The following is a 14,904-nucleotide window of genomic DNA, read 5'->3' on the forward strand; positions in this document are numbered from 1 at the left end:
TTACGAGCGGTTCTTGGGATTTACGAGCGGTTCTTGGGATTTACGAGCGGTTATTGGGAATTACGAGCGGTTCTTGGGAATTACGAGCGGTTCTTGGGAATTACGAGCGTTTCTTGAGATTTACGAGCGGTTATTGGAAATTACGAGCGGTTCTTGAGATTTACGAGCGGTTCTTGAGATTTACGAACGGTACTCCGGAATTATAAGCACTTCACCTGGAATTACAAACTCACCTCTCTCCTCAGCACCCATTTCCTTACTGGCGATGTTTTACAATAGCCATTTAGTGAAACAATACATAAGTACTTAAGTTGAAGGAGTGGATGAAAATGAACGTTCTTATTATTGGAGCAAATGGAAATATAGGAAAACTAACAAGTGTCATGCTCGCTGAACAAGGTCATAAAGTCAAAGCGATGGTTAGAAAAGAAGAGCAGCGAGAGCATTTTAAACATGAAAATATTGAGGCTGTACTGGGTGACTTGGAACAAGATTTTGAACATGTATTCGAAGGGGTTGAAGCTGTTATATTTACTGCCGGTTCTGGTGGGCATACAGGTCCGGAGAAAACAGAAGCAGTAGATTATGAGGGAGCCGTAAAATCGATCAAGCTTGCTGAAAAGCATTCTGTTCAGCAATTTATCATGGTGAGCTCGCTAGCAGCAGACACACCAGAAAAAGGGCCGGAAAGTCTTCAGCATTATTTAAAAGCAAAGGGAAATGCGGATGAAGCACTGATGGACAGCTCATTAAACTACACGATCTTGCGTCCTGGTGCATTGACAGATGAAGACGGCATGGGGTTAGTTAATGCACAGAAAAAATTAAATGAACGAGGATCAATTCCACGGGCTGATGTAGCGAGAACAATAGCAGCATGTTTAGGAAATGAGCATATGTACCGCAAAGTTTTTGAACTGATAGAAGGAGAAACGCCAATTCAGAACGCAATCGAAAACATATAGACAAAACTAGTCAAAGTCCAACAAAGGAAAAGCATCCTCGCTGAACGAATGCTCATGCAGAGACTCATTCGTTAGGAGGATGCTTTTTTATGATACAGGTTAAAGTTTTTGATGAAGAACATGAAGATGACCTTGAAGAAAGTGTCAATGAATTCTTAAGCGGAATTTCTCATGATCAAGTTATTGATATTAAATATCAGATCGCGGTTTGTGAAAATGCACATGAAGAAAACGAAACCATGTTTTCATTCTCAGCCATGATTATTTATAAGAAATAGATTATCCAAGAGCACGATAAGCGGCATTTGTACCTGCTATATGACCGGTAACAAAAGCTACTGTTATATTGTAACCACCTGTGTAGCCATGCAGATCCAGGATTTCTCCACAAAAGAATAGACCTTCTTGTATTTTTGAAGCCATTGTTTGGGGTGCAATTTCTTTTACAGAGACACCACCGCCTGTTACAAAGGCTTTTTCGATGGATAACGTTCCATTAACTTGAAACGAAAATCCTTTCATTTGCTGAGCTAGATTACGCAATGACTGCTTAGGGATTTGATCAGCTGAAATGTCACCATCAATGCCTGCCTTTTCAATCAAGAATAAAAGGTACTTCTCAGGGAGCATTCCTTTCAGAACGTTTTTTACAGCCTTTTTTGGTTCCTCATCCATTCTTTTTTGAATAGCGGAAAGAAGAGCCTCTTCATTTTCTTCTGGGAATGAGTCAATTCTCATTTCAATGGAAGGGACACCGAATTTTTTTAGAGCTTTTACAACATACTGACTGCAGCGCAATGCGGCTGGTCCGGATACTCCGAAATGGGTAAAGATCATATCCATCTGATGGGCTTTAATCATTTTGCCCTTAGGATTCCATACAGAGAGCGCTACGTTTCTTAGTGAAATCCCTTGTAATGTTTTTTGTTTTACGAAGCTTTCACTTGACGTGATCGGAACTTCTGTCGGATACAGTTCGGTAATTGTATGACCAGCTTTTTTTGCCCATGCGTAACCATCACCTGTTGATCCTGTGTGCGGAACAGACTTGCCTCCAACAGCGATAACGATGGATTTTGTTTTTAGTACTTCACCATTCTGTAAAATAACTTCGTGAAATTCTTCATTATAATTTATAGTCTTTACTGGTGTATTCGTCCTGATTTGAACACCTAGTTCTCTAATCTTATTTAAAAGTGCTTGTACAACATCCGTTGCTTTATTTGTAACAGGGAACATACGGCCATGATCTTCTTCTTTAAGTTTAATACCTAGATTTTCAAAGAAAGAAATAATATCCTCATTGTTGAATACAGAAAAAGCACTATAAAGGAAGCGGCCGTTGCCAGGAATGTGCTTAATGATCTCTTCTACAGGTAAACGATTTGTCACATTGCACCGTCCACCGCCAGAAATAGCAAGTTTTCGGCCAAGTTTTTCTCCTTTATCGATCAAAAGAACACGAGCACCATTCGATGCAGCTCCAACACTGGCCATTAGCCCTGATGGACCTCCTCCTATGACAATACAATCATAAATCATAACATCCCAACCTTCTTAATCGTTCAGTTAAAAATCATTTCATACAATAGCATAGCTTTATAAAAAAGGCTATGTATTTTCAATTCCTTACTTTTTTGCAAAAAGTTAAATGAGGTTACACGAGCTTTTTATGTGATACAATACTAATAATGTTTTTTAGTTAATGTATCAAACCTGACCGAAGACTAAGCTGTCAGGGAATCTCTTTATTGATTTTAGTAGGAGCTGAAAAAGTTTGTCGCGATTACTTCGTGGAACATTGATCTTATCTGCAGCTACATTTTTCTCGAAATTTATTGGATTGATCTTTGTTATTCCGTTTACCAATTTAGTAGGAGAACCAGGCATGGCTTTATACGGTTATGCTTATATTCCATATACGATTTTACTTAGTATTTCCACAATGGGAGTACCGCTCGCTGTTTCTAAATTTGTTTCTAAATATAACGCGCTGGGTGATTATGCTGCAGGAAGAAAACTGCTTAAATCTGGTTTGCTAGTAATGACCTTAACTGGTTTTCTAGCATTTCTTATTCTGTACATGCTAGCCCCTGTCCTTGCCCATCAGATTATTGATGAACGCGGGGGGAAAGGGAATAGCATCGAAGATATAACACTGGTCATCAGGATGGTTAGTACGGCTTTAATAATCGTACCGTCCATGAGTTTAATCCGGGGTTATTTCCAGGGCTTTCAATCGATGGGACCTACAGCTGTCTCACAGGTCGTGGAACAGATTGTCAGAATCCTATTCATTCTGATAGCCAGCTTTATAGTTATGAACATATTAAACGGAGAGACTACGACCGCGGTTGCGTTGTCTACATTTGCAGCTACACTCGGTGCTGTTGCAGGACTTATCGTACTCATATGGTATTGGGCAAAAAGAAAGCCTCATCTGCAGAAGATGTATGATAAAAGTAAACCTGTTGCAGATATTTCGTTAAAAGATATCTATTTAGAAACGATCAAATACGCGATACCTTTTGTCGCCGTCGGCCTTGCTATTCCGCTTTATCAAATGATCGACCAATTTACGATTGTAAATACACTTAGAGATTATGGTTATACACAAATAGAGTCCGAGTCTGTTTTCGCGATTATTACCCAGATTGCACATAAACTAGTTATGATTCCTGTATCTCTTGCTACTGCACTTGCACTGACTTTGATCCCTGTCATCACTAAATCATTTACGCAAAACAACCAAGATCTATTGCATAAACAGATCACCCAAACATTTCAGATGGTACTGTTCTTAACAGCACCTGCAGCAATTGGTTTAGCTGTGCTGGCATATCCTGCATATGGAGCACTGTTCGGCATGCCAACGATGGAAACGGGTGGTTTCTACCTTAGATGGTATGCGCCTACAGCCATTTGGTTTGCGTTGTTTACTGTAACAGCAGCAATTTTACAAGGTTTGAACCAGCAGCGTTTTGCCTTTATTAGTTTAAGTGCTGGATTTTTAGCTAAACTGCTGCTGAACAAACCTCTTCTATTAGTATTTGCCGGAACAGGTTCCATCATCGCAACCAATATCGGATATACCTTATCTATACTGTTTAACCTGTATATCATCAAAAAATACAGCGGATTTTCATTTAAATGGGTTTATCGAAGAACGGTCTTGATGACAGTTTTTATCGCCATCATGTCGATAGCAGTTGTTGTGATAACATCACTTTTAGGAAAGCCGGAAACGAGACTGGATACCATTATTGAGCTGACAGTGGGAATACTTACTGGAGGAGCGGTATACCTTTTCTTAAGTTATCGTTCAGGACTGCTGACGATTATATTAGGAGACCGGATTTCATTTCTTAAACGAAAGAAATAAGGGTAGCAAAAAAGAAGGCTGATCAGCCTTCTTTTCCCATGAGGATTATTATTTCTTTACCTCTTGCTGTTGTTCGTCGTACCATTTAAGCTGATTGCCTATGCTGTAGCCTTCAAGCGGCACTTCGTATTCGAAGCCGGCTTTTTCTAATGCAGGCTGAAGATACTCGCGGTATACCCAGCCGCCATGAATGAAAATTCTGCTTTGAGAAGGTTTAACATGTTGTTCTAAAGCATTTATTACTTGTGCTGCCCACTCCCGTTTTTCAGAAGTAGAAAAATTTTTGATGGAGACATTATATGGTTCGATGTATTGGTCTTTCGTTAAAAGCCCTTCTTTTGCACTATAAAAATAGAAATCATCATAATGATTCTGTGCGTATTGAACGGACTTAACGAATAACGGGCTTATGTATAATTCTATAGCTGCCGAAGGGGTTGAAGCTTTTTTCCGTGCAGTGGCTAGAAGACCTATTTTCCTTTTCATTCCAATTCCTCCTATAGTACTAAATTACCCCGTTTATATAAAATTCAATCAATTTTTTACAATAATATAGGAAGAATAGATCATATAACTGGAGGTTCTTATGAGAATTGATAAATGGCTTTCCAATACAGGCTTTGGAAGCAGAAAAGAAGTGAAACAATTATTAAAATCTGGTGCAGTTACACTAAATGGAACTGTAATTAAAGATCCGAAAACTCAAGCGAATCCTGATAAAGATCATGTAGTCGTGCATGGTGAGGAAGTCATTTACAAAGAGTTTATTTACTTAATGATGAATAAGCCGCAGGGTGTCATATCTGCTACTGAAGATTCACGGCATGAAACGGTGATCGATCTAATTGAAATGGAGGATCAAGGTTTTGAACCGTTCCCAGTTGGGAGATTGGACAAAGATACAGAAGGGCTTCTTATCCTAACGAACGATGGCCAGTTGGCACATTCCTTGCTGTCACCAAAAAAACATGTGCCTAAAACATATTTTGCAAAAATAAATGGATCAATTCCTGAAAATACTTATGAAAAATTTAAAGAAGGTGTTGTCTTAGAAGATGGTTATCATACGCAGCCTGCAAAATTAGAAGTCGTTCAAAACGCGATGGATGAATCAGAAATTTACTTAACGATTACTGAAGGGAAATTTCATCAAGTAAAAAGAATGTTTGAAGCGGTGGGCAGAAAAGTCACCTATCTTAAAAGGGTTCAAATGGGTAACTTAAAACTTGATGATACATTGCCATTAGGGACATATAGAGATTTAACAGAAGAAGAGCTCACTCTTCTTTCCGAAAGAAGGAATGTTTTTGAATAAATTATTAGGGGTATCTTCCAATAAAAAGGAGGATGATTCCTAATGAGGTTGTATGCTGATAAAATAATTGGTGCAAAAGCTGAACATGATGCCGCTCCTCTTGATGAACATAAAGTAAACGATATTCTTTTCAACATGTATGATCATCGTTTATGTTATTTTACTTTCACGATTGAAAACAGAAGTCCTGAACGTGAGGAAATGCCTGCCGACCGGCATATGGAATCTGTTGTGGCAGCAACATCAGGGATTGGAACACAAAACACACCTATGACCGGCAGTGCATACCCTGAAACGAATTATAGCGATGCTAAAGAAACTTACTTTATTCCTTGGCACCAAATCGTAGATATTAATGAAGATAAGCTCGTGTTTGAGGGTAATGAACGGCAGAAGGAAGAACCGATTGAATGCTATTCTTATCTCGCGGTGAAGGATTGGCCAGTAATAGACCAGAGTGGTGAAAAAGTAGGAAAGATTAAAGATCTTGTCATGGATACAGAACGAAAACAGGCTGTTGGTTTTGTCCTTTCTGAAGGATTCTGGAAAAGTTTATTAGGCCACGATGAAAAATATATGCCGATTACAGGTCAGCCAGATTGGAAAACACAAGAGTGGAAAATTGAACGTACTCCTGATTTGCTTCTCAAAAATTCACCTGAAGAGTTATAAATAGCTCTTGAAAGTGGTTGATTTCCGCTCCAGGCTGCTCGCTTTCCGAGGGGTGTGCGGTGAGCCTTCTCGCGCTTTGCGCGGTTAGGAGTCTCACCTGTCCCGCTTCATGGAAGTACCCTTGCTCCTGCGTCTACAAGTAAATGCTACCGATGTTGCTTCCTCGTCGCATGCCCAGCAAGAAGCTTCTCATGTAGGAGGCACGCACCTTGCGCTCCAATCACCTTGACAATGAAGAGAATGAAAAAATAACCTAAAAGCAACAATCTTTTAGGAATGAACAAATAAAAGAAACAAAAAAGTTCCCGCACTCATTCAGCGGGAACTTTTTTTATGCTTATTCATTTAAGATACTAATCTGTTTAAGATACTTTTACTTTTTTTGCTGTTGTTTCCCACATTCCACGGGCAGGACTTGTTACTAAATTGTTATAAGAAAGTACATTCAAATCCCTCTGGATTGTTCGCTGCGTAGTTCCAAATTCTTCAACTAATTCTCGTGTTGTTACAGTACCTTTCTTGCGTATAAACAAATACAGGGCTTTCACACGATTCAACATTCTGTCAGTTGAAGGACTCAAAAAACCACTCCTTGTTTAATTAGTTGTTAACATACTATATGATAGCAATCAAAAGTTAATGAAGTATGAATGTTAAATTACAATCTCTTTAATTTGTAAGACCCATCCATTTTAACAAAAGCTCTGTTCTTAGTGAAGATTCGTCGTTTACAGAACCATATAAAAAAGCGAAGAATCCATATCGGTTTCTTCGCTGCGTAAGCCAATTGTAAATAATGCGTGAGTTCAAAAAGATGTCTGTGCGGCTATGCAGCAAAACCTTTGTAACGAACATATAATCCTCATTTAAGGAATATTTGTCAGTTCAGGTAACACACCACACCTCCCATTTACGCATCATTATACACGAAAATCCGAAAAAGTCAATACTCTTTATTTTCCAATACTTTGAAAAAGAACGATAACAAATAACTTTGATATACGGTACAATGAAAAAGTTATAATACCGTTTACAGTTAGGAGGGATAGATCATGTATATCTTGCAAAAATTTTTTAAGCAGTTAGTTGTAAACAAACTAGGGATTTTTTCCTTTACCTTTTTTATCGTCATTTTTTCTTCAATTGTTATGCGTTTAATAGAACCCGAAACTTTCCCTGGCTGGTTTGATGCTTTATGGTATGTGATGACAACCGTTACAACTGTAGGTTATGGGGATTTCTATCCGGTAAGTGTCGCAGGGAGAATTTATGCGATTTTTATCTTTTTAATTGGAATTGGTATTGCGGGTTTAGCAATTGGAAAATTGGTTGAAGCTTTAGGAGCTCACCGAAAACGTAAGGAGGAAGGAAGGTTGAACTTTAAAGGAAAAGGTCATTTTGTTATTATTGGATGGTCTGAGAAGGCAAAGTATGCGATTTCTGAGATTATAGAAACTCACCCGGAAATAGACATCGTACTTATTGATCAATTAAATGTAACCCCTATAACACATAAAAATGTACATTACATTCAAGGCGATCCTTCGAGTGAATCTGTGCTGATGCAGGCTAACATTAACGATGCTAAATCCGTTCTGGTTTTCTCGGATGATTCTATCCAAGATTCAGCATTAGCTGATGGAAAGACACTATTAGTAGTAACATCCGTTGAAAGGCTTAATCAACAAATACATAGTACCGTTGAGATAAAAAAAGAGGAAAATATTAAAAATTTCAGGCATGCTAAAGTTGATGAGTTTGTTTTGAGTCACGAAACCGTTTCTCGAATGGCCGTACGGTCTGCTTTCTCAAGAGGTATTACTGAGATTTATACACAGCTTTTATCTTATAAAGAAGGGGAAAACCTTTTTGAAGTAAGGAAAAGAGGAGAGTGGAAGACATATAAAGATGCTTTTGAAGGTCTTTTAATGGAAGGGGCAACACTGATTTCTGATGGAAGTGATCTTGGTATAAATAAGAAATTAAATGAACCTATACGTGAGGATGCAAGACTTTATATTATTTGCAGTAAAGAAGTGTACGAATCTCTTACATAGGCTCAAAAATGAAAGGGTGTAACGCGTGTCAACTATTAATTGGACAGAAGAAGTGGAAAAGAGAAAAGAACAGCTTATAGAAGATACAAAAGGTCTATTAAGAATTCCGAGTCTCTTGGATGAAACAAAAGGGACGAAAGGGGCTCCGTTTGGTCCTGAAATTCATCAGGCATTAATGTACTTGCTTAGTCTAGGAAAAGAAACCGGAATGTCAGCCAAAGATGTTGATGGATATGCGGGACACTTGGAAATTGGAAGCGGAGAAGAGTTGGTCGGTATTCTTTGTCATGTGGATGTTGTGCCTGCAGGAGAAGGTTGGACGGTCGATCCTTTTGGAGCTGAAGTAAAAGACGGAAAGATCTTTGCGAGAGGCGCGATCGATGACAAGGGCCCAACGATGGCTGCTTTTTATGGAATGAAGATTATTCAAGAATTAAAGCTTCCTTTGTCAAAAAGAGTTCGTATGATTATAGGCTGTGATGAAGAAAGCAATTGGCAATGTGTAAGGCATTATTTTAAAAATGAAGAAATGCCCAATTTCGGATTTGCTCCTGATGCAGACTTTCCGATCATAAATGCAGAAAAAGGAATCTTTGATGTCGAATTCACCTTATCAGGGGACAATGGGAACAATGGGGATCTTCAACTCATGTCATTTGAATCTGGTCAGCGTTTGAATATGGTTCCGGACCGTGCTTCTGCAAAAGTAAAAGGCACCGATCTCGAAAACATGGAAAAAGCATTTACCCAATATGCAGAAAAAAAGAACATGGAATGTCGTTCTTTTATTGAAAAAGGGACATTAACTCTGCAGATAGAAGGGAAATCTGCACATGGCAGTACACCGGAAATCGGGATTAATGCAGGTTTAGAACTTGCAAAATTTTTAAGTGGATATACTTTTGCTGGTCAGGGGAAAGCGTTTTTGTCCTTACTTGAAGCAGTAACAGGGGAACACACTGGAAATAAACTAGGGATCGCAGCCGAGGATGAAGCAAGTGGAAAATTAACTGTAAACCCAGGGGTAATGAAATTTAATTCTGAAGGCGGCAAAGTTGGAATGAACATCCGTTACCCTGTAACTCATAACAGTGAACAAATTGAAGAGACATTATTTAAGAGAGCAAAGGACGATAAGTGGGACCTCAGAATTATCGAAAATAATCCACCAAATTATGTTGATGATCAACACCCATTGATTAAAACGCTTCAAAAAGTGTACGAAGAACAGACTGGAGAAAAGGGTGAATTGATTGCAATCGGAGGCGGTACTTATGCCAGATCTCTGAATACCGGAGTTGCTTTTGGTGCATTATTCCCAGGCAGAGAAGATGTGGCTCATCAAAAAGATGAGTATATGTATATTGAAGATTTATTGCGCGCTTCTGCTATTTACGCTCAAGCTATTTATGAACTGGCAAAATAGGTAAGAAAGAGAAGAGGGAATCATCATGAACAAAACTTTTGATCAAACCTCAATTAGTTTAAAAGGATTTTATCTGCTTTTCTTTTTTGGTCTTGGAAGCTTATTTCCCTTATTGGGTGTTTACTTTAAAGAAGAAGTGGGACTCAGCGGTACAGAAATCGGTACGTTGATGTCAATCAGTCCTGTGGTAATGATTTTTGCACAGCCGCTTTGGGGGATGATCACCGACTTTTCCAGACGTCCAAGGTCAGTACTGGGCTTGACCTTATTTTTAACAGCAGTATTGGGATACAGTATATTATTGCTGGACTCTTATTTGTGGCTCTTATTACTGCTTATCATATTCTCATTCATGCAGAGTGCTCTTGTACCTGTATCAGATAGTATATTGCTGAATTATGTTCAAAAAGAGAACAAGCAGTATGGAAACTATCGGCTGTTCGGAGCTGTCGGGTTCGCGATAGCGGTATATATCGCAGGAAGACTGGCTGAATCTTTTGGTACACAAGTGATATTTTATATGTTTACAGCCGTTCTTTTCGTATGTATTTTGTTTGTATTTAATATGCCTAAAGAAAACCAGTCACTTAAAACGGATATGAAAAAGGGTGTTGATAAGCTGATAAAAATGCCATCATTTATTATTTTCCTTATCGCTACATTTCTTGTTTTCGGCCCGATTTTTGCCAATAACTTTTATTTTGGTTTTTATATTCAAGAAACGGGTGGCACTTTAGCTGGAGTAGGGTTAGCGTTTTTGTTGGCGGCGGGAAGTGAAGCTCCTTTTATGAAGTTCGCAGGACTTACGATCAAAAAATGGGGCATGATGCAGATCATGATGTTTGCAGCAGCGGTCTCTGCTGTCCGCTGGACGTTCTACTTTTTCGAACCATCTTTTCCGGTAGTTTTGGCTACAACTATCGCACAAGGATTTTCGGTAGGTCTATTCATTCCTGCAGCTATGGAGTATGTACGGATGTATACACCTAGTGAAGTAAGAGCGACTGCAGTCTCTTTATATTCGGCTGTAGGGAACGGACTAGGTTCTTGGTTCTGTACGTTTGTTGGAGGGGTAATTTTTGATAAATACTCAATCTTTTATACGTACCTGTTCTTCGGTGTACTTTCGTTTGCCGGTCTAATGATGGTTATTATTCTCTCAAAAATGGAACAAGAACCCGTTCTCGTACACAGATCTATATAAAGTTCCATTTATGAGTTGAAGATGTAATACCATTCTTATAGGAGGGAAATTGTTCGGTTGTCCCGCTTTTTTGTACAGTCAAGGTTAATTTTTGTACGGTTAGCAGTCATTTTTGTTCGGTTCCCAAATCCTTTGTATTATCACAAAGAATTTCATAGACCGCAAATTAGGTGTGACATCATTGGATTACAAAAGACATTCCGAACGTATCTCGGGATGTCTTTTGTATCTCTTATGAATTAAACTGAAACAGATCGCTTGAGAGATAGCGTTCCCCAGAGTCACAAGTCATGCAGATCACAACTTCTCCCTTTTTACGTTTTTCAGCAATCTTTAAAGCTGCAAAAACAGCAGCACCCGAAGACGGGCCAACAAGGATGCCCTCTTCTGAAGCAAGACGTCTTGTAATGTTATAAGCGTCTTCATCATTTACCTGAACAATTTCATCATAGACGTTTTGGTTTAAAATCGATGGAATAAAGCCGGGGCTAGTTCCCACTAACTTATGTTTTCCAGGTTTCCCGCCTGAGAGTACAGGAGATCCTTTTGGTTCTACAACATGTACGGTAAGATCAGGGAACATTGACTTCAGGGTTTCACCTGTACCTGTTATCGTTCCGCCAGTTCCAGCGGGTGCAATAAATGCAGAAAATGGTTTCCCTATTTCTTCAATAGCTTCTTTTATCTCAATCGCTGTACTATGACGATGAGCATCTGGATTAGAAGGGTTTTCGAATTGCATAGGCATGAAGCTGTTTGGAATCTCTGCTGCAAGCTCTCTTGCCTTCTTTATCGCCCCAGGCATTTTTTCATCTCCCGGAGTCAGTACAACTTTTGCTCCATAAGCTTTTAACAAATTTATTCTTTCTTCCGTCATCGTATCTGGCATGACGATTATCGATTTATATCCTCTTGCTGCAGCATTCATAGCAAGACCGATACCTGTATTTCCAGAGGTCGGTTCTATAATGGTAGAGCCTTCTTTTAAATCGCCTTTTTTCTCTGCTTCAATAATCATATTATATGCAGCTCGATCTTTCAGACTTCGGCTCGGATTGTAGTACTCCAGCTTAACGTACACATCTGCACCTTCTGAATGAGGCAAGCGGTTTAATTTAACAACAGGTGTATCTCCGATCAGATCCGCGATGTTTGTTACGACTCTCATAATTTGCACTCCTTTTTTATTACTGTCTTTAGTATAACAAATAATCCATTCGGTAAAAAAGCAGATAGGGGGATACGATTATCTGATAAAATAAATTATGGAAAGCGGTGAATTTTATGGAAAGGCATTTATTTGTTGCTTTACAGCTTCAGGCTGGTGTGAAATCAACACTTGATCAAATGTGCCAAGAAATAAAAAAGGAGAACTCATTTAAAACATGGGTTCACCCCGATGATTATCATATTACACTCGCATTTTTAGGAAAAGCATCAAGGGATCAATTAAAGCATCTGACTCCGTTATTGGAGGAAAGCGTGCAAGGGTTTGAAGCTTTTGCATTAAATATCAACCATCTAGGTTTCTTTGGAAACAAAGAGAACCCAAGGATCTTTTGGGCTGGTGTTGAAGAACAGGTTAAATTATATAGTCTGCAAAAACAAGTGGCATATGCATGCAAACGTGCTGATTTCATCTTAGAGAAGAGGTCTTACTCCCCGCATATTACGCTTGCACGAAAACTATTGGATTCCTCAGCACTGCCTGTTGATTCAGAGAATTGGTGGGATATCTATGGGAAAGAAGTTCAATTTCAAGCGGAAAATGTTGTTCTATATGAAACACATTTTGAAAAGCAGCCGAAATATCAGATTGTACAGTCCTTTTCATTAATAAGATAGACAGTAAAAGGAGGAGGGGAAGAAAAGAATGGCACAACTAGTCAAAATACAAGATTATGTTTCACGTTATGAAAAGAACCTTTATCATTATCAATCTCTATTTATGCGTATTAAGGAAAATCGCAGAAAAGGGTTTAAGACTGATATTGGAGAAGATGGCCGTAAACTCTTGCAAAAGGAATTCAGAGAAACCCTTTTTCAGAACCAGATGAAATGGGCAACTTCCACAGTGAGAGAAGTTTCGAACGTTGATCAGAAATATAATAGAGACCAGCAGTTGCAATTTCTGACACAGGAAATTCCTGATAATTATTTTTTGTTTTATGAGCCTGTATTACGGGTTAAAAGTGCGCCAGTTGAACTCGATGTAATCTTAGTGGGCCCGGCAACGATATCACTTATTGTCTGGATGAAAGGTGAAGGGATCTGGCAGGAAGCGGAGAATAAACGTTTTTGGAAAAATGGCAGCTCTGAGCAAAAGGAAACAAGATTAAGTCCGGTTATCAGACTTGAAAGAATGAACAGCATAATCAAAGGATGGGCTGAACCATATAAAGAACAGCTTTCAATTCAGCAAACCATAATAGCACCTAATGCATTTATTGATCTTTCGAACGACTGGAGAAAGATAAACTTCGTTGATAAACGGAATTTTAAAGAATGGCATATGCGAATCGTTAATGAGCCAGCTCCTGTGAAGAGTCAGCAATTAAAATTTGTTTCAGAAATTTTAAGTATTGGTGTGACAAATTCTCTTTATAGAAAAGATCCTCTACAAAACGAGTCTGAGTTAAGTTTTGAAGGAATTTGATACATATTGTCGAATTGAATGTAAAACAAACAATCGAGGACTCATTTGATGAAAAGATACTTTTTTATAATTAATACGAATAACTCAAAAGCAGTGAGAGCATTCAATCGCTTAAAAAAAGAATTAGATAAAGAAGAGATATCCTATCGAACTTTCTATACTGAGCACAAAGGTCATGCTATTGAAATAGCTAAGAAAATTATATACATAAACAAGGATTCCATTAAAGCAATCATCGCGGTAGGCGGGGATGGGACTATTCATGAGGTGTTCAATGGAATAAAAGATCACCCTGAAATTCCACTCGGCTTTATATCGGGCGGTTCAGGAAATGATATTGTTCGTGTACTTGCCTCCAAAATAAAAGGTGTTAAAAGCCAAATTTCTTATTTAAAACGGAAAAGACTGATCAAAAGTGATGCAGGAATTATTCATATGATCGGAAGAAGCATGAAGGATCAGGTGTTTTTAAGTGCGATCGGAATAGGTCTTGACGGAGAAGTGGCGAGATATACAAATGAAGCCCGTTACAAAAAATTGCTTCACAAGATGAGATTAGGGACTTTTGCATACGTTATAACATTGTTTAAAGTTTTGAAATCCTATAAACTAGCTTCTATAGAGTTAGAGGTCGATGGGCAGGTTCATACTTTTGACACGGTTTGGCTTGTAGCTGTCGGGAACATGCCCTATTATGGAGGGGGCATGAAAATTTGCCCGGAGGCTCGTTACAACGATGGAAGACTCGATGTTTGTGTTGTACATACGATCTCTTTAGCAAAACTTCTTATGCTTTTTATTTCAGTCTTTTGGGGCGGACACGTAAAGGTGCAAGGAGTATCACAGTTTACATGCCGGAATATTACAGTGAAAACAAACAGACCAGTTGCGATTCATGCTGACGGTGAATATAAAGGAACAACACCAGTTTCCATTGAAATCAATCCTCTGTCTGTACCGATAAAAGTTTAAAATCTATGAATACTTGAGTGGTGAAAAGAATGAAATGGACCGATTTTTTTAATATGGCACTTTTTTCGATCCTTTGGGTTGCGCTGATTCAAAAAAAACCAGGTATAAAAGAATGGGTGACAGACGTAACTAACGGGAATCTTATGTGGGGTATCATCATACCGATCATCCTTTATGCAGCTTTAGTGATTGCAGGAAGAGTTCTAAAAAATAAATACTTAAATGATTAATGAGAGCGGGTAATCCCTCTCTCTT

At 38.6% G+C, this 14,904-nt stretch carries 18 protein-coding genes; 13 read left to right on the forward strand and 5 right to left on the reverse strand.

The annotated features are described in order from the left end of the window. The 3 genes from EV282_RS20155 to EV282_RS05130 form a co-directional block, all read left to right on the forward strand. A partial coding sequence (locus EV282_RS20155) for a hypothetical protein (RefSeq protein ID WP_165389366.1) occupies positions 1-206 on the forward strand: 206 nt, incomplete at its 5' end. Between the two features lie 123 nt (positions 207-329). Beyond that, positions 330-965, forward strand: a complete 636-nt coding sequence (locus EV282_RS05125) for an SDR family oxidoreductase (RefSeq protein ID WP_130294334.1) — start codon at positions 330-332, stop codon at positions 963-965. A gap of 89 nt (positions 966-1,054) precedes the next feature. Continuing rightward, complete coding sequence (locus EV282_RS05130; RefSeq protein WP_130294336.1) at positions 1,055-1,243, forward strand: sporulation protein Cse60; 189 nt, start codon at positions 1,055-1,057, stop codon at positions 1,241-1,243. Between the two features lies 1 nt (position 1,244). Here the strand turns inward: EV282_RS05130 and EV282_RS05135 are convergent, their stop codons facing one another. Next, positions 1,245-2,507, reverse strand: coding sequence for an NAD(P)/FAD-dependent oxidoreductase (locus tag EV282_RS05135; RefSeq protein ID WP_130294338.1), 1,263 nt, complete (start codon positions 2,505-2,507; stop codon positions 1,245-1,247). A gap of 235 nt (positions 2,508-2,742) precedes the next feature. Between EV282_RS05135 and EV282_RS05140 the strand changes: the two genes are divergently transcribed. Further along, positions 2,743-4,347, forward strand: coding sequence for a putative polysaccharide biosynthesis protein (locus EV282_RS05140; protein ID WP_130294340.1), 1,605 nt, complete (start codon positions 2,743-2,745; stop codon positions 4,345-4,347). A gap of 48 nt (positions 4,348-4,395) precedes the next feature. On the opposite strand, the gene EV282_RS05145 is transcribed toward EV282_RS05140, so the two are convergent. Continuing rightward, on the reverse strand, positions 4,396-4,833 hold the full coding sequence (locus tag EV282_RS05145) for a DUF6884 domain-containing protein (RefSeq protein ID WP_130294342.1): 438 nt from the start codon (positions 4,831-4,833) through the stop codon (positions 4,396-4,398). Between the two features lie 100 nt (positions 4,834-4,933). Here EV282_RS05145 and EV282_RS05150 point away from each other — a divergent pair, with 100 nt between their 5' ends. After that, positions 4,934-5,662, forward strand: a complete 729-nt coding sequence (locus tag EV282_RS05150; protein WP_130294343.1) for a pseudouridine synthase — start codon at positions 4,934-4,936, stop codon at positions 5,660-5,662. A 42-nt stretch (positions 5,663-5,704) separates the two neighbouring features. Then, positions 5,705-6,334, forward strand: coding sequence for a PRC-barrel domain-containing protein (locus tag EV282_RS05155; RefSeq protein ID WP_130294345.1), 630 nt, complete (start codon positions 5,705-5,707; stop codon positions 6,332-6,334). A 362-nt stretch (positions 6,335-6,696) separates the two neighbouring features. Here the strand turns inward: EV282_RS05155 and EV282_RS05160 are convergent, their stop codons facing one another. Together EV282_RS05160 and EV282_RS05165 are read right to left on the reverse strand one after the other, a co-directional pair. Further along, entirely contained in the window at positions 6,697-6,915 is a 219-nt protein-coding gene (locus EV282_RS05160; RefSeq protein ID WP_066291818.1) for a DeoR family transcriptional regulator, read from the reverse strand. Between the two features lie 88 nt (positions 6,916-7,003). Then, positions 7,004-7,189, reverse strand: a complete 186-nt coding sequence (locus EV282_RS05165) for a hypothetical protein (protein WP_130294347.1) — start codon at positions 7,187-7,189, stop codon at positions 7,004-7,006. A gap of 197 nt (positions 7,190-7,386) precedes the next feature. Here EV282_RS05165 and EV282_RS05170 point away from each other — a divergent pair, with 197 nt between their 5' ends. The 3 genes from EV282_RS05170 to EV282_RS05180 are packed head-to-tail and all read left to right on the forward strand — an operon-like array spanning position 7,387 to position 11,021. Further along, positions 7,387-8,391 carry a potassium channel family protein gene (locus tag EV282_RS05170; RefSeq protein ID WP_130294349.1) on the forward strand — a complete coding sequence of 335 codons (1,005 nt, stop codon included), beginning with the start codon at positions 7,387-7,389 and terminating at the stop codon, positions 8,389-8,391. A 25-nt stretch (positions 8,392-8,416) separates the two neighbouring features. Further along, positions 8,417-9,817, forward strand: a complete 1,401-nt coding sequence (pepV, locus tag EV282_RS05175; RefSeq protein WP_130294351.1) for a dipeptidase PepV — start codon at positions 8,417-8,419, stop codon at positions 9,815-9,817. A gap of 25 nt (positions 9,818-9,842) precedes the next feature. Further along, a complete protein-coding gene (locus EV282_RS05180; protein ID WP_130294353.1) occupies positions 9,843-11,021 on the forward strand; it encodes an MFS transporter in 1,179 nt (392 codons plus the stop codon). A gap of 232 nt (positions 11,022-11,253) precedes the next feature. Here the strand turns inward: EV282_RS05180 and cysK are convergent, their stop codons facing one another. Further along, the gene (gene cysK, locus EV282_RS05185) at positions 11,254-12,189 is read right to left on the reverse strand and encodes a cysteine synthase A (RefSeq protein ID WP_130294355.1); all 936 of its coding nucleotides are present in this window, start codon (positions 12,187-12,189) and stop codon (positions 11,254-11,256) included. A 116-nt stretch (positions 12,190-12,305) separates the two neighbouring features. Here cysK and thpR point away from each other — a divergent pair, with 116 nt between their 5' ends. Genes thpR through EV282_RS05205 form a run of 4 tightly spaced genes read left to right on the forward strand, consistent with a single transcriptional unit; the run spans position 12,306 to position 14,879 of the window. Beyond that, positions 12,306-12,866 (forward strand): RNA 2',3'-cyclic phosphodiesterase, encoded by a 561-nt coding sequence (gene thpR, locus EV282_RS05190; RefSeq protein WP_130294357.1) that lies wholly within the window; start codon positions 12,306-12,308, stop codon positions 12,864-12,866. Between the two features lie 28 nt (positions 12,867-12,894). Next, on the forward strand, positions 12,895-13,677 hold the full coding sequence (locus EV282_RS05195) for a hypothetical protein (protein WP_130294359.1): 783 nt from the start codon (positions 12,895-12,897) through the stop codon (positions 13,675-13,677). A 48-nt stretch (positions 13,678-13,725) separates the two neighbouring features. Further along, a complete protein-coding gene (locus EV282_RS05200; protein WP_130294361.1) occupies positions 13,726-14,649 on the forward strand; it encodes a diacylglycerol/lipid kinase family protein in 924 nt (307 codons plus the stop codon). Between the two features lie 29 nt (positions 14,650-14,678). Next, positions 14,679-14,879, forward strand: coding sequence for a hypothetical protein (locus EV282_RS05205; protein WP_130294363.1), 201 nt, complete (start codon positions 14,679-14,681; stop codon positions 14,877-14,879). Positions 14,880-14,904: the final 25 nt, after the last annotated feature.

Origin of the sequence: Fictibacillus sp. BK138, assembly GCF_004216955.1 — a bacterium.
Taxonomy (GTDB): domain Bacteria; phylum Bacillota; class Bacilli; order Bacillales; family Fictibacillaceae; genus Fictibacillus.